Source organism: Neisseria zalophi (assembly GCF_008807015.1).
GTDB lineage: Bacteria > Pseudomonadota > Gammaproteobacteria > Burkholderiales > Neisseriaceae > Neisseria > Neisseria zalophi.
This window is the reverse complement of record NZ_CP031700.1, coordinates 937854-961916: the sequence shown is the minus strand read 5'-3', so window position 1 is coordinate 961916 and position 24063 is coordinate 937854. Positions and strand designations below refer to the sequence as shown.

The window sequence follows — 24063 nt, the reverse complement described above, 5'->3', positions numbered from 1 at the left end:
ATAACCTAATAACCAAACTAGCTTGACTTGGGCTCAAGATGTTTTTTGCCAGGTATCTTTTAAGCTCACCGTACGGTTAAACACCAGTTGTTCTTTACTGTGGTCAAAACGATCGGTCACAAAATAACCCAACCGTTCGAATTGCCAACGGCTTTCCGGAGCCAGCGTAGCCGCGACGGGCTCGACATAAGCAGTCACCTCTTGCACCGAATCAGGATTCAGAAAATCGGTAAACGGTCGGTATTCGCCATCTTCGCCACGAATCGCATCGGGTCTCGGTTCGGTAAATAAACGATCATATAAACGAACGGTAGCCGTAACCGCATGCTCGGCCGAAAGCCAATGAATCACACCTTTCACTTTACGACCTTCCGGTTTTTTACCCAAAGTATCATGATCAATGCTACATTTGAGTTCAATCACTTTACCGCTGTCATCTTTTACCACTTCATCACATTTAATGACATAGCTGTAACGCAAACGAACTTCGCCGCCAGGCGTCAACCGTTGCCAACCTTTAGGCGGATTTTCACTAAAATCGTCGGCTTCAATATAAATGGTGGAAGAAATTGGTACTTCCCTCTCACCCATTTCTTCATGATGCGGATGATAAGGTGCACTACGGCTTTGGGTTTTACCTGCTTCAAAATTAGTCAATGTGACTTTAATCGGATTCAAAACCGCCATCATTCGTGGCGAAGAGTCTTCCAATTCTTCACGAATAGCACCCTCAAGCACGCTCATATCCACCACATTTTCTGATTTGGAAATCCCCACTCGTTTGGCAAATAAGCGCAAGCCTTCCGGTGTATAACCGCGACGACGCATACCGGAAATAGTCGGCATACGCGGATCATCCCAGCCTTTAACATGGCCGTCTGAAACCAACTGATTGAGTTTCCGTTTGGATGTAATCGAATACAGCAATTCCAAACGGGAAAATTCATATTGATGCGGATGATTATCGATAGGAATATTATCTAACACCCAGTCATAAAGCGGACGATGCGCTTCAAACTCAAGCGTACACAACGAATGAGTAACGTGTTCAATCGCATCCGAAATAGCATGGGTATAATCATACATCGGATAGATACACCACTTATCACCGGTATTATGATGATGTGCCCGGCGAATCCGATAAATCACAGGGTCGCGAAGATTAACATTACCGGCAGCCATATCAATTTTTAAGCGCAAAGTTTTGCTGCCATCCGGAAACTCACCGTTTTTCATGCGCATAAACAAATCGAGATTTTCTTCGACACTGCGGTCACGATACGGGCTGTTTTTACCGGGTTCGGTCAATGTACCACGATATGCACGCATTTCTTCCGGCGTTAAATCATCTACATAAGCTTTACCGTCACGAATCAAACCAACGGCATAATCAAACAATTGATCAAAGTAGTCGGAAGCATATCTCGGTTCGCCCGCCCACTGGAAGCCCAGCCATTGAACATCTTCTTTAATGGCATCAACGTATTCTTGGTTTTCTTTTTCAGGATTCGTATCATCAAACCGCAAATTACATAAACCGTCATACACATAGGCCAATCCGAAATTCAAGCAAATAGATTTAGCATGGCCGATATGCAAATAACCATTGGGTTCAGGAGGGAAACGGGTTTGAATAGCATGTGTTTTACCACTTTCCAAATCTTCCTCAATAATATTTCGGATAAAGTGGTGGTCTGCAAATTGGTCTTTATTCATCATAATATATAAGCTTATTTCAATGGTTTTCAGACGGCCTTTTAATTATATTAAGGCCGTCTGAAAAAGAATTAGATAAAGGAGGTATTGTACATTATTTCTAAGTGCTTTTCAGACGGCCTTTATATATTGTGATTATTTTATATTTTTTCACGACACCAAATGGCTAAATTAAAAAAATATCCCAGTAAGACTGGGATATTTTTCATTCCTTCATTTAACGCTCTCTCAATGCTTGTTTCATACGGGTAATCGGTTTGATGAGATATTGGAAAACAGTTTTTTCTCCAGTTTTCACATCTACTGTTGCTACCATACCTGGAATAATCGGCATTTCTTGTCCATTACGGTCTTTTAAACTGTTGGAATCCGTTTGAACCAAAATCCGGTAATAAACCTGATTAGGATCCAATTTCAAATCATTTGCCCTTGCCTGATTAGTATTACTCACTGTATCAGGGCTAATTAATGTAACCTTACCATCCAAACCACCATAAATCGAATAATCATAAGCACTCACCTTTACGACGGCAGGCAATCCCGGGCGCATAAATGCTACATCTTGAGGACGGATATAAGCCTCAACCAATAATTTATCATCCAACGGTACTATTTGCAGAATATCTTGACCGACATTCACAACACCACCAACCGTATTGATTTGAATATTTTTCACAATACCACGCATCGGTGCTCGAATTTGTGAACGCTCAACAGGGTCGGCACGCATCGCCATATTCTCTTTGGCTTGAGCAAGCTCCGATTCAGCCTGCACTAACTCGTTATTGGCATCTGCCATATAACGATTTTTCCGTTCGGAAATTTGCAATGCCAAATCACTTGACTCACGTTGCATACGTAACAACTCTACTTCTGAAACCACACCTTGAGCCACCATCGGTGCAGTAATACTGATTTCTTTATCCAATGTTGCCTTGCTAACGCTTAAATTATGGATAGCATCCGTTACAGAGCGGCGGCGAGCAACAAAAGCAGCACGTTCCCGTTGCCTTAATTCATCACTGATCCCATCAGGGAAATTTAACGGGGCGCCTAATGCTTCAGCTTTCAAACGGGCAATCATTGCTTCAAGGTTTTGTACTTTTGCTTCACTTTCACGCAAAATTGCCGAGCTTCTTGTATCATCCAGTCTTAATAAAACCTGATCTTTTTCAACCACATCCCCTTCTTTTACCAACATTTCGGTAATGATACCAGGATCAAGACTTTGTACAACCTGCTCTCTGCTACTAGGAATCACATTACCCTGTCCACGGGTCACTTCTTCAATCGGGCTGTTATACGCCCAAATCACAAAGACAACCAAAAATATAAAAAACAAAATAATGACCCAAAACTGCCCACTATGCTTTTCTTTTTGTAAAGCGGCATTCAAATCATTGACTAATGCCAAATCTTTAGACTTGATATTGTTTTCGCTACTCATAATGATAATTACCTTTACGGTTTGTTATAGGCCGTCTGAAACAGCTCGGCTTTATCATGTTATACGGCTAATAAATACGCCTTTATTGGTTTTATACTACTTTATGCGGCAGTCTCAAGCTGAGGGCTGTCTTTTTTCTCACTCTGCATTAATTTTTGCAATACCAAATCACGTGGGCCATCCATCACAACTTTGCCGTTATCCATAACAATAATCCGATTAACAATCTGAAGTACTTGCGGACGGTGAGTAACAACAACCATGGTGCGGTCTTTCGCCCATTCTGCTACAGAATTTAATGCCATACGTTCAGTTGCCTGATCTAACCCTGTAGTCGGCTCATCCAACAAGACAACTTTCGGATCTCTTAAGGTCATACGAGCCAATGCGATAATCTGTTTTTGTCCGCCGGACAATCCCAAACCATCTTCCCCTAAGGGCATATCCAAACCACGCGGATGGCTGCGGATAATACGGTCAAGCCCGAAACGTCTTAAGGCTACCAATAAATCCTGATCGGTAGAATAACCATCAGTACGCGCCAAATCCATATTTTCACGCAGCGTTCCCAAAAATAAACGTGGTGACTGGCTTAACAATACAACTTGATTACGCAGGAAATTCGGATCAATCTGTCTCATATCGACGCCATCCAACATCACGCTGCCTTTGGCGGTATCATATAAACCGCTAGCCAGTTTCAACATGGTGCTTTTACCACTGCCGATACGTCCTAAAATACCTATTTTTTCCCCGGGTCGAATATTCAAACGTAAATCGGTAACAGCAGCATTACCCTCTTCTTGATATTTGAAAGATACATTTTCAAAGGTAATATTGCCTTGAACATGATCTAACGTAATATATTGACGTTCAGGGCTTCTTTCGATGGGTCGTTCCACAATATTATTGACACCTTCCAAAGCCAATTTGGCTTGTTGAAAGCGCGTTGCCAACCCAGCTATCTGAGCCAACGGTGCTAATGCCCTACCTGATAGAATGACCGATGCAATCAGCGCACCCATAGTAATACGTTCTGCAGGATTGTCTGCATGAATTAAATAAGTGCCCAACAAAACCAAAAATACCGTATTAAGCTGTTGCATACCTGTTGCGAAATTCACCATAAAGTTACTGGTATCTTTCACTTTAATAGAAGATGCAGAAGTTTTAGCAGTATATTCATCCCAACGTTGTTGTGCCCAAGAAGTCGCATTATTGGTTTTTAACGTTTCAATCCCTTCAATCGCCTCTACTGCCAAACCGGAACGTTGGGAAGACTCTTTCATTGACTCATTAATATGCCGTGATAAAGGGCGTTGAACCAATAATCCGACGATGGCGACAATGGGAATAATCGTTAATGGAACCAATGCCAACTTTCCACCAACAATAGCAATAACGGTAATAAATAATAATAGGAAAGGTAAATCAACCAACGTTAATAAACTTGCGCTCGTCATAAACTCGCGCACCGATTCGAATTCACGTAAATTATTAGCATACGAACCGGCAGATGCAGGACGATCAGCCAAACGCAATGCCATCACACGACGAAACAAGGCAGAGCTAATAATCAAATCGGCTTTTTTACCTGCAATATCAGTTAAATGACCACGAATCAATTTAGCAGCAAATTCAAAAGAAATGGCTAATATCACGCCGATACTCAACACCCACAAAGTTTCATAAGCCTGATTAGGGATAACTCTGTCATAAACATTCATGACATATAATGAACTAACCAATGCCAAGAAGTTGATAATAAAGGTAGCTAAGATAACTTGATAATAATAACTTCTAAAACGCCAGATAACTTTCCAAAACCATGATTTCGGCAAATGGTATTCAGGCAACTCTGAACGCATATCTGAAACCATTTTCGGTTTAATAAACCAACAATAACCCAAGTACAAAATCATTAATTGTTCATGATCCAATACTTGAGACAGGCCATCAGCTTGACGTACATGATATTTTCTCTCTAAACCACTGCCTTCTATTTTAGTCACTACAGCAGCTTCTTCATTATGCAATATCACCACAACAGGAACAGCTAATGAAGGAATATCCTGCAAGCTACGTTTCGAAAGCGTATTTTCAAAACCATGGCTTTTCAAAACTTCGGATAGTGAATGAAAATTAACGTTTAGCTTTTTATCCCGTACAACTTCAGCAGAAAGCGCCGCCTCAGAAACAGGCACGCCAAGTAGGCGGGTTGCTAACGCAATGTGTTCTATAATAGATTTCATAATAATGTTTTCAAGTAAAGTAATTTATTGATTTTTTTGTTCTTAATGATTCACACCTGCCCAATTGGCAATTTGCGATTGTGAAACTAAATATTCCAAAGCAGCATCTCTAAAGTCATTACGAGCATTAATATTTTCTTGCTCTATTCCCGCCAATTCATTGTATGAACCTAATACATCGGTTAATGTACGTCTGGCTATTTTGAATTGTAGCTCATAGTTTTTAACGACTTCTTTTTGTGCTGCAATATGTTGAGCCGTAATCTCTATACGTTGTTTACTACGAGCCATATCTATTTCAGCTGTACGTGCTTTCTCTTCGACCTCACGCAAAATCTGTTCGGATTTAGAATCAGCTGCAATTAAAGCTTGGGCATTTTTTTCCACATTATGCCGCGAAGCCATATCTAATACATTCCAGGAAAGATTTAAATAAAGCTCTTTAGTATCCTTGGTTGCAACACCCTCCAAATTAATAGCAGGTAACCTTGCCGCTTTTGTTACATCAAGCTCAGCTTTAACACTTTCTCTTTCCGCTTTTTGTGCTAAATAAGAAGGATTTAGCCCTTTGTTTTGTAATTTATACTTTTCAATTAATGATATAGATGAATCAGAGGGGAAAGGGTCTTCTAAATCTTTGGGGGATACAGGCTTACCTGTATATTTTGATAAGCGGCTGAGCGCCAGTTCCATTGTTCTTTGAAACTGTGCCATAGCAGTTGCAACTTGTAATTGACGGGATCGCGCCTCAATTAGCTCTGAGCGGCGACCGCCATCATATTTAACAATAACAGTTAAGTCTTTCAATAGGTTATTATGTCTTTCAAAACTTTCCCGACTAACTTCTATGGATTCTTTCGCACGTAACGCAGTTAAATACAGCTTACCAATATCACCGCCCAACTGCTCTTGCGTTTCAAAATATTTGTGACCATAATATATTTCTTTATTTTTATCCCTTCTAATAGCCGCATTAATGCCGCCCCAAGAATAAACATTTAAACTTCCTCGAACCCCAAAACCATTATCTCTATCATTACTGTCATACTTATGACTTTGAGAAAGAAACTGTGTACCCGTTAACGCTAAAACAGGGTAATGTCCGGCACGTGTCGCTTTAGTTGTACTTTTAGCAGCATTTTCCGTTGCTTTTGCTTCCCTTAAAACAGGATCATTAACCAAAGACTGCCTCAGAATTTCTTTTAGACTTTGAGCATGAACAGGATGTATATTTAAAGAAAACAACATCAAACCGATCGAATATATTTTCAATCGGTTGCTCAAAAAAGAATTAGGGAAACTATTGTTCATTTTCACAGTTTAATCGTAATGTTTATGAATATATTATGTATTTGCAGCAGCTTATTAATTATATAAGTTTTAATTTTAAATTTCCTTACTAATTCTAGCAGCATAACATTATCTATAATATCTCAGTACAATTCAGTGACAAAAGGTAGATATAAGAAACCAAAAGAATAGAGCATTGATTACCATAAAAATAATAACCACAGTACTCAATATAATGCATCTCTAAGCTAAATTTAAAATCACAAATATTTTCACACAAAAATACTTAATTTACTTGCCAAATAGATATTTTTTTATTTTAAACAATTACTTAAAAAATATCAAGTAAAAACCATTTTCATTATATTTATATTTTTTTAACTTATTTCATCATTAAATAATATTTTGAAAAAAACTAAACCGCACCCAAATAAGATGCGGTTTAGTTTTTTAAATACATTTAAACATTAACGTTTTTTGCCGGTAACAGTAGCAACGGCCAAATCTGATTGACGTTTCAAAGCAACACTTTGCACACCTTCTGGGAATTTGATATCAGACAAATGCAAAATATCGCCGGCTACAACATTACCACAATCCAACTGCAAAGCTGCAGGAATATCTTTAGGCAATGCAACAACCTCAACTGTTGTATTCAACAAAGAAACTCGACCGCCTTGTAATTTAACAGCTTGTGAAGTCTCTGCATTAACAATATGAAGAGGCACTTTAATGCGCAATGGTTTATTGGCATCAACTACTTGAAAATCAATATGCTGAACTTGTTGGCGGTATGGATGCATTTGAAAATCGCGTACAATCACATCTTGTGTTTTGCCATTTAAAGTCAGTTTAATCAATGCAGTGTGGAAAGATTCTTTTTCCAATGCGTAATACATGGTTTTGTGATCAACAGCAATTGTAGTGGGCTCTTGGCCTTCACCATACAATACTGCCGGAATTTGTCCTTCCCGACGCAGGCGGCGGCTCGCACCAGTGCCCTGTGCATCACGGGAAGTAGCTTGAATTTCGTATGACATAATAAAATACTCCAAATATAAAGAAAAAGCGCTGTCTTTGCCGCGACCAGCTCAAGACAGCATGGTATTAAGGCAGAAAAACACTGCCTGTTGTCAACACATCTTCATTGAAAAGATATGAGACAGATTCTTCATTGCTGATACGACGTACAGTTTCAGCCAACAATCCTGCAATAGTAACCTGACGGATACGTTCACAATTCTGAGCAGCTTCAGATAGTGGTATTGTATCGGTAACCACAATCTGATCAATATCAGAAGAAGCAATACGTGAAACAGCCTCACCGGAAAATACCGGATGAGTGGCATAAGCCAAAACGCGTGAAGCACCCCGCTCTTTCAAAGCTGATGCAGCTTTGCACAAAGTATTAGCCGTATCGATCATATCATCAACAATAAGACAAGTACGATCTTGAATATCACCAATAATATTCATCACTTCTGCAACATTGGCCTTAGGCCGGCGCTTATCGATAATAGCTAAATCTGAATTTAGCATTTTAGCAACTGCACGAGCACGCACCACACCACCGATATCGGGGCTGACTACAGTTAGATTTTCATGGCGCTGGCGCTGAATATCGTTAATTAAAATCGGTGTTGCATAAATATTATCAACAGGGATGTCAAAAAAACCTTGAATTTGGTCGGCATGCAAATCAACAGTTAAAACGCGGTCGATACCTGCCGAATACAACATATTAGCAACCAATTTAGCAGAAATCGGAACCCGCACCGAACGTGGGCGGCGATCCTGACGGGCATATCCAAAATATGGAATTGCCGCAGTAATACGACCTGCTGATGCACGCTTGAGTGCGTCAGCCATCGTGAGAATTTCCATCAAATTATCATTTGTCGGCGCGCAAGTCGGTTGCAAAATAAACACATCACGCCCGCGTACATTTTCCAAAAGCTCTATGGCGACCTCTCCATCTGAAAACTTGCTTACAGAGGCATTGCCTAAAGAAATATCTAAATGCTTGACTACTTTTTCAGCCAAATCAGGATTGGCATTACCGGTAAAAACCATCAAACTGTCATACGCAGCCATATTATCACCTGGATCAATGTTGGGGTTGTGCTCGGAAAACATAATGCTTCCTTATGCTTTTTTGGCAACTCTGCCGGAACGCGCCATTATACCCATCATTAGGCTGTATTTAAAGCCCAACGTATATTTATGTTAACGTAATTACAATAAAACCTAACAATAACAAATAACCAAATCAAAAATATACAAGGCTTTAAGATCATTAAAGCCGGATAAAACTATTGCGTTAAATTCATTAAGGACAACTATTTTTTCAGACGGCCTCAACGCTTTAAACCGCCAACAATAATAAAAAGCGTGTAAGAAACCTTACACGCTTTTTATATGGCTGGGGAGGAAGGATTCGAACCTTCGCATGCTGGAATCAAAATCCAGTGTCTTAACCACTTGACGACTCCCCAATAAGGAGTTGGCTGGGGAGGAAGGATTCGAACCTTCGCATGCTGGAATCAAAATCCAGTGTCTTAACCACTTGACGACTCCCCAACACATCTTAAACTTTTATTTTTGAAGCAATGGATGTCGAATAAGACTTTCTACACAATATGCTTCACAAATATTCGAAATCTGATGATACGCAGCCAATGCATCTTTTTTATTTTCAAAAGATATAAATAAACAAGAACCTGAGCCTGTCATTAAAGGTTTACCGAATGGCTCGAGCTGTTTATATACTTTTAAAACTTCGGGGTATTTCTGAAATACCACCGCCTGCATATCATTTCTAAACGGCTGCAATGATTCGAAAGACGGCATTATGCTGGGTTCGGAATCACGTGTCAAGCCTTCATGTGAAAAAATAACGGCAGTACTCACCTCTACCGGTGGCCTTGCTACAACAAACCATTGTTTAGGTAAACTAATTGCTTGTAATTGTTCTCCAACTCCTCTTGCAAACGCATTTTTTCCAAAGATAAAAAACGGTACGTCCGCACCAAGCTTAAGACCTAAGCCCATTAAATCACTGAATGATAATTCGCATTTCCATAGCCGGTTCAATACCATTAAAACCGTTGCTGCATCAGAACTGCCACCACCTAAACCACCACCCATCGGTATCCGTTTTTCCAACCATATATCAACACCGGCAAATTCGATATTCGCATAAGGTTGTAGAACAGCAGCAGCGCGATAAGTTAAATCATCTTCTGCCAATACACCCGCTACCGGAGTATGCAATATTATTTTACTGTCATTTCGTAAAGCTAAATAAACAGTATCCTGTAAATCAATCAGACAAAAAATACTTTCCAAATTATGATAGCCGTCTGAACGCCGACCGGTAATTCTCAAATCTAAATTTAGTTTGGCCGGTGCGGGATAAGCAGGAACATTTTCAGGCACAACGATTTTCATAGATTAAATATCCTCACCCCCGTGCTGCACATTGTTGAGATGGGTTGGCAACTTTCAACTGCCGCATTTGATCAAACACCAGACGCAAGGTTAGTTTGGGGCTTTCTAATAATAAAATACGCGGGCTGCCGTCTTCGTTTAACAAACGGGAAACTGTCCACTCAAATTGTTGCAGCCGTCCATCATCTAATAATTGGTATGGGGCATTTTTTACCCATTGTCCGTTCGCCCAAACATGCAGATATTGAACTGGCAACTCAAACCCTAACAGCTGTCTACTTAATGCTTGTGGTGTATCCGCCTGATATATCTTACCGTCTCTGTCTACAGCCAGCACACCCAAACTATCCTGACAAAGCTGGCCTAACGTGCTACCCAGTGGTGTATTAATGCTAATGGTTTGTACCGGATTTTGATAGCTCCAATCAAAATTAGCATAAGAACCTTTGCCGTCAGCTTTAACTGCCAAACGACCGTCGGCAGTAAAATCTGCAATATCGCTTTGAGCTCGCCAACTTTCTTTAGCTGTCATTTGTGGTTGTGCACATGCTGCCAATATCACTGCGGAGACAGCATATAAAATCAATGTGGATTTTTTTTGTTTCATAATTTAATCACACCTATTTTATTTGAAAATAATTATTGAAAAGGCCGCCTGAAAAATCAAACCTTATCGATGGTTTTCAGACGGCCTTTAATGAGTTTATTTTTTTCTTACCGTTGTTTTAGGTAATGTTACCCCTAAACGCTGCAACGTTTTCTTAAGCAACGCAGTATCACCTTCTTTAGTTAAGCCCTCCTGCCATACTTTCCGAGCTTTATCTTTTTGTCCTAATTTCCATAATACTTCACCCAAGTGGGCAGAAACTTCAGCATCAGGATACTGTTCAAACGCATATTCCAAATAAGGCAAAGCGGCTTCCGCATCACCTTTCAGATAATACACCCAACCCAGACTGTCGTTGATAGCAGCAGATTCCGGCTCTTGCTGATAAGCCGCCTGAATCAATCTGAACGCCTCATTGATATTGTAATTAGGCAAAGACAACATCGTATAACCCAAAGCATTCAAACCTGCAGCACTATTGGGGCTCAGCGCCAAATAGCGGCGTAAATCCACTATCGCTTTTTCCGGACTTTTGAGCTGATCAGCATATAGCATGGCACGTTGATAAAGGATATCAGGCAAATATTCCCGACCATTAGGCTGCTGTTCGACCGTCGTGGCTAATGAATTTAATTCCTCCAATACTTCCTTTGGATTACCATGTTTGCTCAACGCAAACAAATATACTCTTTGGATATCACCCATATTAAAGAAACGACCTTCTTTATCAGGGAGTTGGCGAGCACGTCGCACCTCATCCAAAGCATTGCGGCCGTTACCCCGCTCTGCCTCTATAGATGCATTCAAAACAATTTTATCGAAAGCATATTCAGGTGAAATAATTTTTTCCACCCATGCTTTGGCTTCTTTGAATTTTTTGGCTTCTGCATAACGCATCGCACCAATAACGGCAGCACGGCTTTTCTGCTCACTGGTTCCGACCCGATAGGCTTTCTCTAAATAATTACCGACAACAGAAATATCTTCCTGCCGAGTAACGGATAAAATGGCAGCCTGAATATATAAATCTGCATTAGGGTTTTCATTTAATAAGGTTTGCAAACGTTGGTAGGCTTTATCCGGCTGACCTTGTGCAAGCAAGCTGCTGATTTCCAGCTCCTGCCATACAGGGGAAAGTTTAACCGTATCGGTTTCATCGAAAAACCGGCTTAAAATTTTCGGGTTGTGGCGGGCAACTAAGCGCAAAGTAACTTCAGTGGGCGGTAGAATTCGGGTATCTAATTTAGACAATCTCTGCAAAGCAGCTACTGCATCCCGCTCCCTATCCCTTTGCGCACTAAAAATCACATCGGCAATGGCTGCTTCCGGCATAGATTTGTATTTTTGTGCTGCCTTATGAATATCTTTACCGGCTTTTTGCGCTAAATCTGATTGTTGCAGACTCAACTGCGCCAACATTAAAAATATACGTCGCACCCTTTCTTCACCGGCATGATCCAAGATATCTTTCAATTCGCGGCCTGTTGAATCGTTTTGACCGGTAACTAAATTGCGCATCCATGCCATACGTCTTTGCGCTTCGCCCGGCTCGGGTTCGATTTCCCGCCATTTTTGAAAAATCTGTTCTGCCTGCCGATAAGCACGCAATGATATCGCCATCTCCATAGCACGCTCTGCAACGGCTGCATCTTTGGTACGGTCGAGCATCACGATATAAGTCGCCAACGCCGTGCCCGTTTCTCCCTTTTGAAGCGCCATTTCCCCGCCCAAAAGCGTGAATAATCCATTAGCCCTATCGACAATGCCAATACGGCGTTCATACTCCGAAAGCTGTTCATTCGAGCGATCCAGGTTAGAACCTGCTGTCACAGGAGTGACTGACCTCACATACTGTTGCGGATGTTTTGCTGCTTCACCCAATGCATGAGCATGAGCTGCAAACAACACCAATACCGCTGCAACAGAAGAACGGATTCGGATATTTCCAAAAAACATAATACTTCCTTCAATGTTGTATGTGGATAAACAGGCCATTTTTCAGACGGCCTGTATTCCGATATAAAGATGTGCGATACTTTTATTGATAAACATGAGTGATACTTTATCACAAGCTGCCGGCTTTGTTGATATTGCGACTATCATAATGATAAACAACCACCAGACAAAAAATTTAAACATACATGCCGTCTGAAACCATTGGCAACACCAGCATAATGACTTATAACGAATTAACTCATTTTTTTACACAAGCCGCGCACTATCCGGCCGAAACCGGCCGCCGTAGGAATACATTACTTAACAACATACCGATGCGCGAAGCGGCCGTTTTGTTGGCTGTGGTTTTCCGCGAACAACAATGGCAGGTTCTGTTAACCAAACGTTCCGCAGCCCTTTCAAACCATGCTGGGCAGATTGCTCTAGCCGGCGGCAGCCGTGATCAAGAAGATAACAGCATCACCGATACCGCACTGCGCGAAACATGGGAAGAAACCGGCATTCAAACACAATACTGGGAAACGTTTGCACCCTTTCCGGCTTATTACACCCCGTCCGGTTATGCCGTTTCGCCGATACCCGCCCTCTGTACGACCAGCCCGCAAACCACGCCGAACAGCGATGAAGTAGAAGAAATTTTTTACCTACCCCTCACATTGGCACTCGATAAATCCGCCTACGCCAAACGCAAACTTCAATATAGCGGCACACACATCAATACTCCGGCACTGCCCTATTTAAATTACGATATCTGGGGGCTGACCGCCATGATTCTTTACGATTTGGCAGACCGTTACAGCCAATACCGCCAAACCGCTTAAACAAATACTTTATAGCCGATTTTAAATTATCGAAACAAACCATAGGCCGTCTGAAACTTTTCAGACGGCTTAATGCTTTGTATTCAATACTCCCATCTACCATTCGCCCTGATCGTTTTGCCCCAATAACTGCTCGCGGGTCAAAAGGAATACAAAACCGTCGCCACCGCTGGTTTCCATCCAAGTAAACGGCAGTTCGGGATAAGCGGCTTCCAACACATCGCGGTTATGCCCGATTTCAACCAATAGCACACCTTTCGGGTTCAGGAATTTTGCTGCTTGTAAAAGAATTTCACGGGTCGCGTCCAAACCGTCCGAACCGCTGCCCAATGCCAATTCAGGTTCATGCAGATATTCCGGCGGCAATGCCTCAACCGATTCTTCATCCACATAAGGCGGATTGGATACGATTAAATCGTATGTATCTTCCAAACCCTCAAATAAATCCGTATGAATCAGGTTAATTCTGTCTTTTAAATCATAATCTTCAACATTAATAGCCGCCACTTCCAATGCATCCAGACTCAAATCCACCGCATCAATTTCGGCAGCCGGATAATGATAGGCCATCTGAACCGCCAAACAACCGCTGCCGGTACACAAATCAAGTGCACGGTGAACTAATTCTTCATGCTCTATCCACGGTTGCAAACGCTCGCCCAACAGTTCGTAAATAAACGAACGCGGCACAATCACCCGTTCATCCACATAAAAATCAAAATCACCCTGCCATGCCTGATGGGTCAGATAAGCGACAGGAACACGGGTTTTCACCCGTTGCTCAATCAACGCCAGCACCTGTTCTTTTTCACTTTGCAGCAATACCGCATCCAAATACGGATCTAATATATCCAAAGGCAAATGCAGGGTGTGCAAAATCAAATAAGCCGCTTCATCATGGGCATTATCGCTACCATGCCCGAAATACAAACCCGCTTCATTAAATCGGCTGACGGCAAAACGCAATAAATCGCGCACTGTCGAAAACTGTTTGGCTGCTTCGGCAAACATAAAAAATCTCTGTTCTATTTAGAAAAACGCGATTATATCGCCAAACAACTTAATGATTCTACAAAGTTTCAATCAACAGCCATTTCCCCGTTAATACTCAGCGAAACAATACCCAAAACCATACATCCTCAAACAAGCGGGGCACCGCCTTTCAGACGGCCTTATATCTTTTAATTCTATCTATAAAAAAAAACATTATTTCCAGAATTTTATTTCTTTACTTAATATCTGCCCCCAAACACTTAATAAAAACCATCTCAAAAAATAAGAAAGCACACATGGACTACCTACCGATTTTTACCAGTCTGAAAAACCGCCCCGTATTGGTCGTCGGCGGCGGCACTGTCGCCCAACGCAAAGTCGATATGCTGCTGAAAGCCGGTGCCCGAGTCAGCATCGTTGCCAAACAACTGAGCACAACACTCCAAACACAACACACATCAGGCAACGTGCAATGGCTGGGGCGGGATTTCAGCGAAAGCCAATTAGATAACGTTTATCTCGTGATTGCCGCTACCGACGATGCCGCACTCAACCGCCGCGTTTTCGATGCTGCCGAAGCCAAACAACGGTTGTGCAATACGGTAGACGACCAAGCCCATTGCAATTTTATCTTTCCGGCCATTATCGACCGCAGCCCGATACAGCTCGCCATTTCCAGCGGCGGCACCGCCCCCGTGTTGGCCAGACTGCTCCGAGAAAAACTCGAAGCCCTGCTGCCGCAAAATCTCGGCCAAATGGCACAAACCGCAGCAAGATGGCGGCAACGGGTTAAAGAAGCCCTACCTTCTATCAGCCAACGCCGCCGCTTTTGGGAACGCCTATTCGCCGCCCCGACTTTCCAACATCTAACCGCCACCCATCAGCCAGACGAAGCGGATGCTTTTCTAGCAGAGCAACTCAGTGCCCCCCAACCCAATCAGGGCGAAGTCACTTTGGTCGGCGCTGGGCCGGGTGATGCCGGATTGTTGACACTCAAAGGCTTGCAAAAAATCCAAGCTGCCGATGTGGTGTTGTATGACGCACTGGTATCCGAACAAGTATTGGAATTGGTTCGACGCGATGCCGAAAAGATTTTTGTCGGCAAACGGGCGGGCAATCATCACGTTCGCCAAGAAGAAACCAACCGTATGCTGGTCGAACTGGCTCGGCAAGGTAAACGTGTGGTGCGCTTAAAAGGCGGCGATCCGTTCGTATTCGGACGTGGCGGCGAAGAATTGGAAACCTTGAAAGCCGCCGGTATCACCTTTGAAGTCGTACCGGGCATTACTGCGGCCTTAGGCGCAACCGCTTATGCCGGTATTCCGCTCACCCACCGCGACCACGCACAAACCGCCATGTTCATCACGGGACACTGCCGTGTCGACGGCAAAACATTGTCTTGGTCGACATTAGCGCAAGGCAATCAAACTTTAGTGGTGTATATGGGCACCATCAAAGCTGCCGAACTGGCCGCCGGACTGATGGCAAACGGTCGCAGCGGCGACACTCCGGCTGCCGTTATCAGCAAAGGCACCCTACCCGAGCAAAAAGTTTACTCAGGCCGTCTGAAAGATTTACCCGAGCTTGCCGCCCAAGCCGAAAGCCCTGCTTTGATGGTTATCGGGGAAACCGCCGCACTCCGACAAGAGTTGGCTTGGTTTGGCACCGCGCAGGCGGAACAACCGGCAAGTCGTTCTAACGCCACTATTTTGGCCGCCTGAAAAATAATAACAACAGGCGCATTATCCCTCGATATTCTAAAACTTTAATTCAATATAAAAATACAAGGAAACGCCATGAATGCCATTCCTACGGAATTGATGCAAGCCCTACAAAACCTAACCCCGCAACAACTGGCTTGGCTTTCAGGTTGGTGTTGGGCAAAATCAGACGGCACTGCCTTGCCTGCTGCCGTAAATACCGCAACCCAAACACCAGCCACGGCTGCCGCACCCACTGCCGAAGCCTTAAAAATCACCGTTTTATCTGCCTCCCAAACAGGCAATGCCCGCCAAATCGCCGACGACTTAACCGCACGCTTAAAAGCCGCCGGTTTATCGGTATCGCATATTCACGCAGGTGACTACAAAACCAAACAATTGGCCGATGAAAAATTGCTCTTATTGGTTACCTCCACACAAGGCGAAGGCGAACCGCCCGAAGAAGCCGTTAGCCTGCACAAATTCCTAACCGGCAAAAAAGCCCCGAATTTAAACGGCCTCAAGTTTGCCGTGCTCGGCTTGGGCGATTCCAGTTATCCGCAATTTTGTGCGGCCGGCAATATCTTTGATGCTCGCTTAGCCGAATTAGGCGGCACACGCCTAGCCGAGCGTACGGATTGTGATTTGGACTTCCAAGCAACCGCCGCCGCCTGGCTGGAAAAAATCGTACCGATTGTCGAAGAACAAGCCGGCAGCGCAACCGCCAACAATAGTGTTGCCATTGATGCATCAAACGAGATACACACCCCAAGCTTATTCCATAAAGAAAACCCTTTCCCCGCCCCATTATTGGTTCGCCAAAAAATTACCGGCCGCTATTCAGATAAAGATGTCCGCCATATCGAATTGGATTTAACCGGCTCCGGCTTGCAATACCGCGCAGGCGATACTTTGGGCATATGGTTTGATAATGATACGGCCTTGGTCGACAGTATTTTGGCTGCCGTACAACTTGACGGTTCGGAAACCATCGAACTCAACACCCAAACCAAAACCATCCGTGATGCCCTGATTCACGATTTGGAAATCACACAAAACACACCGCAATTCACCAAAGGCTATGCCGAACTGGCCGGTAACGGTGAGCTTTCCGCTGCCGTAGCCGCAGACTTACACGGCTTTATTGCCACCAACCCGATTGCCGGATTGGTAGAAAAATATCCGGCCAAACTCACGGCCACCGAATTAAGCGGCTTATTACGCCCTATTTCACCGCGTTTGTATTCCATTGCCTCAGCACCGGAGGAAGCCGGCGAAGAAGTTCATCTTACCGTCGGCACACTTCGCTATAACTATAACGACAAAACCTATACCGGCGGCGCATCCGGCTATCTGACCGAGCGTTTGGAAGAAGATGGCTCGGTACGTGTGTTTATCGAGCACAACCCTTCATTCAGACTGCCTGAAAACCCGAACACCCCGATTATTATGATTGGCGCCGGAACAGGCATCGCCCCTTTCCGTGCCTTTATGCAGCAACGCGCCGCCACCGAGGCTGAAGGTAAAAACTGGCTGATTTTCGGTAATCCGCATTTTTCCGAAGATTTCCTTTACCAAACCGAATGGCAAACCTTGGCGAAAGACGGCTATCTGCACAAATACAGCTTTGCATGGTCGCGCGATCAGAAAGAAAAAATCTATGTGCAAGACAAAATCAGGGAAAACGCCGCCGATGTATGGCAGTGGCTGCAAGACGGCGCCTACCTCTATGTTTGCGGTGATGCCGCACGCATGGCGAAAGATGTGGAAGCCGCATTATTAGAGGTTATCAGCCGCGAGGGCGGCTTTAATGAGGAAGATGCAGAAGAGTATCTCGACAACCTCAGACAAGAAAAACGCTACCGTCGCGATGTATATTAATACGCACACCCTTGCCGAATGGTTATAACCGATAGCAATAAGCAATGAATCATAAATTATTTCTTTTTAATTTATCAATAATTTATGATTAAACCCATCTATAAACCAATATGATGAAAGTACAATAATGACGAAATCGCTATTAAACATCACCCCGATAAAACCTACTATCGGCGCCATTATTCAAGATATCGACTTAAACCGGATTGATGAAGACACCCGTGCCGCCATCAAACAGGCATTATTGGATTACCAAGTAATCTTCTTCCGTAACCAACAACTTCAGCCTACTGCACAAACGGCTTTGGCACGGCAATTCGGCAGCCTGCATATTCATCCGGTTTTCCCGCACCTGTCTGATGTTCCGGAAATTATCGTATTAGACAGCCATCTTTTGGACCTACGCGACAACGAACTATGGCATACCGATGTTACTTTCAGCAAAACCCCGCCGATGGGCTGCGTATTAAAAGCCGTCAAAATACCCGAACACGGCGGCGATACCTTATGGGCCAGCGGAACGGCGGCATTCGATGCGCTGGAGCCGGAGTTGCAGGAAAAACTGAAAACACTCACGGCCGAACACGATATCCGCTTATCTTTCCCTGCCGAACGTTTTGCGCGGAGTGAAGAAGAAAAACAAAAACTGGAAGCGGTTATCGCCAAAAACCCGCCGGTAACCCATCCCGTAGTCAGAACCCATCCCGAAACCGGCAAGCAGGCTTTGTTTGTCAGCGAAGGCTTTACCTCACGCATTAACGGTTTGCCCGAAGAGGAAGGCCGCGACCTGCTGAATTTCCTGACACAACATGCCATCAAACCCGAATTCCATCTGCGCTGGCAATGGCAGGAGGGTGACGTTGCCATTTGGGACAACCGCTGCACCCAACATAAAGCCTTATTCGATTATGGCGACGCACACCGCATTATGCACCGCGCCACCGTAAACGGCGGCGAGCCGTATTTTAAAGAAACGGCTTTAGCAGCTTGATACCATAGAGAAATAGCATGCCGTCTGAACAGGCTTCGGCTTTCAATATAAATAATAAATAGTTTCAGACGGCCAAGAGGATAATTATGGCCCAACCTACCAAGCAACAAAATATCTCTTTTTATGAAGCCATCGCCATCAGCCTCGGCGCCATTATCGGCTGGGGTGCTTATGTCATGCCCGGCGATTTGTTTCTAAACGCAAAATTATACGGTTCATCGGCTGCGATTCTTATTGGTACGTTCTTGATTGTTCTTATCGCCAAGCCTTATATCAACCTTTCATCAATGGAATCCGACCGCCGTTTGGGCAGTATCGGCTGGATCGCCACACACCTCAACCGCACACACGCCCTCATATATAGCTGGTGTATATTGGCAGGCTATATCGCCATCATTGCCCTGAATATTTCCGCCATCACCTTACTGATGCGCTACTTTCTACCCGCGTCATGGCAAATCGGCTACCTTTATACGATTTCGGGTTGGGATGTTTATGCCAGCGAAGCCGCCGTTTGTATGGCGGTTGTCTGCCTGTTTTCCTACACTAACTATAAAGGCCTTCGGGCCGGAGCAAGAACCCAGCTGTATATCGCCCTGCTGATGGTCTTGTCGCTGTTTGCATTATTGGCCGCCTCTTTATATGCCACACCGAACCATATCCTGCCCTCCGTTTCCGCCGAAACCAACCATGCGGTTTCCGAAAACGGTTCATGGTTGGCCGTGCTTGCCGTGATGCCTTGGGCCTATATCGGTTTTGAAACCACCCCCCAGCTTTCCAAAGTAATCAGCCGTTCAAAAACGCAGACTAAATTTATTATTTTATTTTCCATCGCTGCCGGCTGCTTTTTTTATTTGGCCATTAATTATCTAACCGCCTTGAATCTGAATTTCGATTATGCAGCCATTGCCCATTCGCCATGGGCAACCGGCGAAGGCATCCGCCATATAGCGGGCACATGGGGCATGGCTATTTTGGCAACAGCGATGGTGTGCTCGATTCTCAGTGGTATCAACGGCTTTATGTTGGCCACCGGCAAGTTGTTCGAATCCATGCATGATTTAGGTGCGTTGCCCACATGGTTGACCGCCCCCGACCGTCGTTTTTCTCAAAAACGAACCGGTTTGCTGATTTTAATTTTGTGTTTGTTTGCCCCGTGGCTGGGTAGAAACCACCTATCGGATATGGTGAATACCGCCTCTTTCGGTATTGCTATCGGCTTCTTTTATGTCGCCTTTGCCGATTTGGTTCGTTTAAGGAAAAATGCCCAACATCCTATTTCCGCTTATTTGGCCGTGATTACCAGTATCGTCTTTATTGTTTTGCTGTTGATGCCCGACGCACTCGACCACTTATCGATAAGTGGCATCGGCATCATCATTACCATACTCGGTTTATGTTTCGCATACCTTGCCTTACGATGCCGCCGGATATCTTGCTAACCCAAACCACACACCTTGCCCATACCAACAACCATATATACCGGCATCCTTATCTGTTGTTGCCGACTACCATTAAAGGAACACCATAATGAATGATAAAACCCCAAAACTTTCCGATAACGAACGCCTAAAAGGGCAAAGCGATTATTTGAAAGGCACCATCAAAGAAGACTTACAAGAACAGCTCACCGGCGGCTTCAAAGGCGACAACTTTCAGCTTATCCGCTTTCACGGCATGTATGAGCAAGACGACCGCGATATCCGTGCCGAGCGCCTCGAACAAAAACTGGAGCCGAATAAAAACGTGATGCTGCGCTGCCGCTTGCCCGGCGGTATTATCCAGCCCAAACAATGGCTCGGTATCGACCAATTTGCCGACGAGCACACACTTTACGGCAGTATCCGGCTGACCAACCGCCAAACCTTCCAATACCACGGCGTATTGAAAAGCGACATCAAACCCATGCACCAATGGCTGCACCACCTCGGCTTGGATTCCATCGCAACCGCCGGCGACGTTAACCGCAATGTATTGTGCACATCCAATCCGGTAGAAAGCAAATTGCACCGCCAAGCCTATGAATGGGCGAAAAAAATCAGCGAACACCTGCTGCCCAAAACCCGTGCCTATGCCGAAATCTGGCTGGACGGCGAAAAAGTGGAATCCACCGAAACCATGCCGCCCACACCGCTTAAAGACGGCGTGAAAAGCGGCGACCAAACCGAGCCGGTGCTCGGCAAAAACTATCTGCCACGTAAATTCAAAACCACCGTTGTCATTCCGCCGCATAACGATGTTGATTTACACGCCAACGATTTGAACTTTGTCGCCATCGGTGAAAACGGCAACCTGATCGGCTTTAATGTATTGGTCGGCGGCGGTCTTTCTATGGAACACGGCAACCACCAAACCTACCCCAATACCGCACAAGAATTCGGTTTTATCCCATTAGAAAAAACACTGGACTGCGCCGCCGCCGTCGTATCGGTACAGCGCGACTGGGGCAACCGCAGCAACCGTAAAAACGCCAAAACCCGCTATACGCTGCAAAACAAAGGTATCGACAACTTTATTGCCGAAGTGGAAAAACGGATGGAAGCCAAATTCCAACCGATTCGACCTTATGAATTCACATCACGCGGCGACCGTATCGGTTGGGTACAGGGTGAAGATAAAAAATGGCATTTGACCTTATTTATCGAAAACGGCCGCCTGCTCGACTATCCGGATCGCCCCCTGAAAAGCGGTGTGCGCGAAATCGCCAAAATCCATAAGGGTGATTTCCGTCTGACCGCCAATCAAAATCTGATTGTGGCCAACGTATCCGAAGAAGATAAAGAAACCATCGAACGCATTGCCCGCGAACACAAACTGATAAACGATTCCACCACGCCGCAACGCGAACACAGCATGGCCTGCGTTTCACTGCCAACCTGCCCGTTGGCTATGGCCGAAGCCGAGCGTTTTCTGCCGAAATTTATCGACAAAATCGATGAATTGTTTGCCCATCACGGTTTGTCTGAAGAGCATATTGTATTACGCGTTACCGGCTGCCCCAACGGCTGCGGCCGCGCCATGCTTGCCGAAATCGGTATGGTCGGCAAAGCGCCCGGCCGCTATAACCTGCACGTCGGCGGTAATCGCGAAGGCACACGCATCCCGCGTCTGTTTAAAGAAAATATTACCGAGCCGGAAATTCTGGAAATTATCGACGGTTGGCTGGCTGCCTGGGCGGCAGGCCGTCTGAAAGACGAAGGATTCGGCGACTTTGCCGTACGCACGGGCATTATCAAACCCGTTGTGAATGCACCGGTGGATTTCTGGGCGACAGAAGAATCTCTGCCTGCTTAAAAATCTAATCGTTGCGCCACAAACCTACATGCTGCCGTTGACTACAACAACGGCAGCATTATTGTGTAAAAACACTCTTTAATAATAAAGTTCGCCATAAAAAAACACGCCTAAAAACGTATTGATAGACTAAAATAACGCTTTATGATTTTTCAGACGGCCTCAGCTATGAGTAACGACGATACGCCCAAAAACTATATCACCCCCACCGGCTGGCAAGCGTTAAAAGACGAACTGTATCAGCTCGTGAATAAAGAGCGTCCTGAAATCGTACAAATCGTCAACTGGGCAGCCAGCAACGGCGACCGCAGCGAAAACGGCGATTACCTCTACGGCAAACGCCGCATGCGCGAAATCGACCGCCGTATCCGCTTCCTCACCAAACGGCTGGAAGCCGCGCAAGTGGTTGACCCCGAAACACGGGAAGCCACCGATCAGGTTTTCTTCGGCGCCACCGTTGGCCTGTTACGCGGCGACGGCAGCGAACAAACGGTAAAAATTGTCGGTATTGATGAAATCGATACGGGCAAGAATAAAATTTCATGGATTTCCCCGCTCGCACGCAGCCTGCTGAAAGCCCACGAAGGCGACGAAGTCGTATTGGCAGGGCCGGAAGGCAAAGAAATTATTGAAATATTGTCGGTTGAATATATCCGTATTGATTAAATTGAATCAAGCAATATCGTTTATCAAGCAAATATTGTTATAGGCCGAGGCCGTCTGAAAGTTTTTCAGACGGCCTCAATCTTCCGTAGCCATAACCGTGTTCCCACCCATGCCATACACAAAACAGCCGTAGATTTTGCTTTAGACTCAGTTGTCCGAAAAATATTTCAGGTACAATGCTGCTTTTATCCGGATATTTTCATACCATGCTTAAAATCATTTCAGCCAATGTCAACGGCATTCGTTCCGCCTACCGAAAAGGTTTTCACGAATATATCGCTGCTTCGGGGGCGGATATTGTGTGCGTTCAAGAATTAAAAGCACAAGAAGCCGATTTATCCGATGATATGAAAAACCCGCACGGTATGCATGGCGTGTGGCATTGTGCCGAAAAACGCGGTTACAGCGGTGTGGCTATATACAGCAAACAACGTCCCGATCATGTTCAAACCGGTATGGGTATTGAAGAATTTGACCGCGAAGGCCGTTTTGTCCGTGCCGATTTTGGCAATCTGAGCGTCATTTCGTTATACCTGCCTTCAGGCACCAGCGCACCGGAACGACAAGAATTGAAATACCGTTTTCTTGATGCGTTTTATCCGATGTTGGCCGAAATGAAAGCAGGCGGACGCGATATTGTGGTTTGCGGCGACTGGAATATCGCCCACCAAAATATTGATTTGAAAAACTGGAAAGGCAATCAGAAGAATTCCGGCTTTCTGCCCGAAGAGCGCGAGTGGATCGGCAAAGTGATCTCCGACTTAGGTTGGGTCGATATGTGGCGTACTCTTTATCCCGACGTACCGGGCTATACTTGGTGGAGCAACCGCGGCCAAGCATATGCCAAAGATGTAGGGTGGCGCATCGATTATCACATGGTTACACCCGAACTGGCCGCCAAAGCCACTCAGGCTTATGTTTATAAAGATGAAAAGTTTTCCGACCATGCACCGCTGGTGGTGGAATACAACTACTCTACTTAAAGATAACAAAAACTTA

Annotated in this window: 18 protein-coding genes and 2 tRNA genes; 8 read left to right on the top strand and 12 right to left on the bottom strand. The window is 44.6% G+C overall.

Translation table 11 applies throughout. The features are described from left to right. Positions 1–33 precede the first annotated feature (33 nt). The 11 genes from D0T92_RS04400 to D0T92_RS04350 all read right to left on the bottom strand — a co-directional run bounded on the left by D0T92_RS04400 (position 34) and on the right by D0T92_RS04350 (position 12718). Positions 34–1719 carry a glutamine--tRNA ligase/YqeY domain fusion protein gene (locus D0T92_RS04400; protein ID WP_151050584.1) on the bottom strand — a complete coding sequence of 562 codons (1686 nt, stop codon included), beginning with the start codon at positions 1717–1719 and terminating at the stop codon, positions 34–36. Positions 1720–1933: 214 nt separating this feature from the next. Then, on the bottom strand, positions 1934–3163 hold the full coding sequence (locus D0T92_RS04395) for an HlyD family type I secretion periplasmic adaptor subunit (RefSeq protein ID WP_151050582.1): 1230 nt from the start codon (positions 3161–3163) through the stop codon (positions 1934–1936). Positions 3164–3264: 101 nt separating this feature from the next. Further along, positions 3265–5415, bottom strand: a complete 2151-nt coding sequence (locus tag D0T92_RS04390; RefSeq protein WP_151050580.1) for a type I secretion system permease/ATPase — start codon at positions 5413–5415, stop codon at positions 3265–3267. Positions 5416–5457: 42 nt separating this feature from the next. Then, complete coding sequence (locus D0T92_RS04385) at positions 5458–6663, bottom strand: TolC family protein (protein WP_225315161.1); 1206 nt, start codon at positions 6661–6663, stop codon at positions 5458–5460. 509 nt (positions 6664–7172) lie between these two features. Next, positions 7173–7745, bottom strand: coding sequence for a 50S ribosomal protein L25/general stress protein Ctc (locus D0T92_RS04380; protein ID WP_151050576.1), 573 nt, complete (start codon positions 7743–7745; stop codon positions 7173–7175). 67 nt (positions 7746–7812) lie between these two features. Continuing rightward, positions 7813–8799, bottom strand: a complete 987-nt coding sequence (locus D0T92_RS04375; protein ID WP_151052971.1) for a ribose-phosphate pyrophosphokinase — start codon at positions 8797–8799, stop codon at positions 7813–7815. 325 nt (positions 8800–9124) lie between these two features. Continuing rightward, a tRNA-Gln gene (locus tag D0T92_RS04370) sits at positions 9125–9200 on the bottom strand. Positions 9201–9209: 9 nt separating this feature from the next. Next, positions 9210–9285, bottom strand: a tRNA-Gln gene (locus D0T92_RS04365). A gap of 15 nt (positions 9286–9300) precedes the next feature. After that, a complete protein-coding gene (ispE, locus tag D0T92_RS04360) occupies positions 9301–10155 on the bottom strand; it encodes a 4-(cytidine 5'-diphospho)-2-C-methyl-D-erythritol kinase (protein ID WP_151050574.1) in 855 nt (284 codons plus the stop codon). A gap of 13 nt (positions 10156–10168) precedes the next feature. After that, positions 10169–10762 (bottom strand): lipoprotein insertase outer membrane protein LolB, encoded by a 594-nt coding sequence (gene lolB, locus D0T92_RS04355; protein ID WP_151050572.1) that lies wholly within the window; start codon positions 10760–10762, stop codon positions 10169–10171. Positions 10763–10858: 96 nt separating this feature from the next. Further along, entirely contained in the window at positions 10859–12718 is a 1860-nt protein-coding gene (locus tag D0T92_RS04350) for a tetratricopeptide repeat protein (RefSeq protein ID WP_151050570.1), read from the bottom strand. A gap of 185 nt (positions 12719–12903) precedes the next feature. Here D0T92_RS04350 and D0T92_RS04345 point away from each other — a divergent pair, with 185 nt between their 5' ends. Further along, positions 12904–13539, top strand: a complete 636-nt coding sequence (locus D0T92_RS04345) for an NUDIX hydrolase (RefSeq protein WP_225315142.1) — start codon at positions 12904–12906, stop codon at positions 13537–13539. Between the two features lie 96 nt (positions 13540–13635). Here the strand turns inward: D0T92_RS04345 and prmB are convergent, their stop codons facing one another. Beyond that, the gene (gene prmB, locus D0T92_RS04340) at positions 13636–14550 is read right to left on the bottom strand and encodes a 50S ribosomal protein L3 N(5)-glutamine methyltransferase (protein WP_151050568.1); all 915 of its coding nucleotides are present in this window, start codon (positions 14548–14550) and stop codon (positions 13636–13638) included. A gap of 278 nt (positions 14551–14828) precedes the next feature. Here prmB and cysG point away from each other — a divergent pair, with 278 nt between their 5' ends. The 7 genes from cysG (at position 14829) to D0T92_RS04305 (ending at position 24047) form a co-directional block, all read left to right on the top strand. Further along, entirely contained in the window at positions 14829–16253 is a 1425-nt protein-coding gene (gene cysG / locus D0T92_RS04335) for a siroheme synthase CysG (protein ID WP_151050566.1), read from the top strand. Between the two features lie 75 nt (positions 16254–16328). Further along, on the top strand, positions 16329–18113 hold the full coding sequence (locus tag D0T92_RS04330; RefSeq protein WP_151050564.1) for an assimilatory sulfite reductase (NADPH) flavoprotein subunit: 1785 nt from the start codon (positions 16329–16331) through the stop codon (positions 18111–18113). A 127-nt stretch (positions 18114–18240) separates the two neighbouring features. Next, positions 18241–19104 (top strand): taurine dioxygenase, encoded by an 864-nt coding sequence (gene tauD, locus D0T92_RS04325; protein ID WP_151050562.1) that lies wholly within the window; start codon positions 18241–18243, stop codon positions 19102–19104. An 86-nt stretch (positions 19105–19190) separates the two neighbouring features. Then, positions 19191–20546 (top strand): APC family permease, encoded by a 1356-nt coding sequence (locus D0T92_RS04320; RefSeq protein ID WP_151050560.1) that lies wholly within the window; start codon positions 19191–19193, stop codon positions 20544–20546. An 88-nt stretch (positions 20547–20634) separates the two neighbouring features. After that, the gene (gene cysI, locus D0T92_RS04315) at positions 20635–22398 is read left to right on the top strand and encodes an assimilatory sulfite reductase (NADPH) hemoprotein subunit (protein WP_151050558.1); all 1764 of its coding nucleotides are present in this window, start codon (positions 20635–20637) and stop codon (positions 22396–22398) included. A 168-nt stretch (positions 22399–22566) separates the two neighbouring features. After that, complete coding sequence (greB, locus tag D0T92_RS04310; RefSeq protein WP_151050556.1) at positions 22567–23064, top strand: transcription elongation factor GreB; 498 nt, start codon at positions 22567–22569, stop codon at positions 23062–23064. 206 nt (positions 23065–23270) lie between these two features. After that, complete coding sequence (locus D0T92_RS04305) at positions 23271–24047, top strand: exodeoxyribonuclease III (RefSeq protein WP_151050554.1); 777 nt, start codon at positions 23271–23273, stop codon at positions 24045–24047. The last annotated feature ends 16 nt before the right edge of the window (positions 24048–24063 follow it).